At 53.0% G+C, this 1,240-nt stretch carries 2 protein-coding genes; both read right to left on the bottom strand.

What is annotated here, in order from left to right:
• Positions 1-36: 36 nt before the first annotated feature.
• Entirely contained in the window at positions 37-873 is an 837-nt protein-coding gene (locus IV01_RS0125535) for an IS3 family transposase (RefSeq protein WP_032631353.1), read from the bottom strand.
• Positions 870-1,175, bottom strand: coding sequence for a transposase (locus IV01_RS27175; protein WP_032631354.1), 306 nt, complete (start codon positions 1,173-1,175; stop codon positions 870-872). The genes IV01_RS0125535 and IV01_RS27175 overlap by 4 nt, the downstream gene beginning before the upstream one ends.
• Between the last annotated feature and the right edge of the window lie 65 nt (positions 1,176-1,240).

Here is a 1,240-nt window from a genome sequence, read left to right on the forward strand (position 1 = left end):
TGAACTGGTCAAGTAATCACGGACACCGGTTACGGTTTATGCCGCTTTTTTCTCCATTGCTACTGGCGACAGATAGTCGTTATAGCTGTGAAGCCTTGTGCGGTTGTAGTACATGAAGAAGCGCGCCATGTCGGTTTGTGCTTCTTCGGTAGTGCCATAGCCTCCACGAGGTATCCATTCCGATTTGAGCGTCCCGAAAAAACGCTCGGTCGGGGCATTGTCCCAGCACTGTCCTCGATGACTCATGCTTTGCGAAATGCCATAGCGTTCCAGCTCGTCACGAAACTTGCGGCTGGTGTATTGGCAGCCCTGGTCTGAGTGAAACATCAATCCAGGTGTACATGCCCTGTATCCAGCGGCCATGCGTAGCGCCTTGCTCACAAGGTTCGCGTCATTGACCAGTGAGAACGACCAGCCTATGGCGCGCCGCGCAAACAGATCGATCACTATCGCCAAGTGAAACCAGCGCTTGCCGATTAATACACTGGTGACGTCACCGCACCAGACCTGATCAATTGCAGACGGAGTAAACTCGCGCTTAAGCAGGTTTGGTGCGACATAAGCTTCAACCCCTTTGGATCTAAATGGATGCGGTCGACGTTGCTTGCTGACGATATTGGCCTCTTTCATCAATGTCGCAGCCAGAGCCCTGCCCACCTGAATGTTTTGCGCCTTCAGATTCCGGGAAATCATTCTGGAACCCATACTTTCCCGGCTTTGAGCGTGCAACTCGACCACTTTAGCCTTGAGCTCTTCACGCCTTGCATTCGGCTGACCCAGTCGCCCTATCCACTCATAAAAGCTGCTGCGCTTTACGCCAAAGGTGCGGCACACAATGGCGGTCGGATAGGACTCTCTCAGCTCCGCGATCATCGGAAACGATCGGGATCCGACATCAAGAGAGCCGTAGCCTTTTTTAGGATCTCAGCCTCCAGCTCCATTCTTTTAATCTTGGCTTTGAGGTTTTGAATCTCCCGCTGTTCGTCGGTAATCGCTTTAGTGCCCTTTACGGGCTGCCCCTGGCGTTCCTTGCGGACTTGATCAACCCAACGGCGCAGAGCCGTTGGGCCGATCTCCAGAGTTGCACATACATCAGGCACCGGGCACTCATCATCAATGACCATGCAGGCTGCACGCTGCTTGAACTCGCGGGAATAGACCTTTCTTTCGTTCATGGATCCTCCAATTGGGCGAAATCATATCGCCCTTAAGAGGTGTCCGGAATCATTAGGCCAGTTCA

Origin of the sequence: Pseudomonas syringae (genome assembly GCF_000737245.1) — a bacterium.
Lineage (GTDB): Bacteria > Pseudomonadota > Gammaproteobacteria > Pseudomonadales > Pseudomonadaceae > Aquipseudomonas > Aquipseudomonas syringae_J.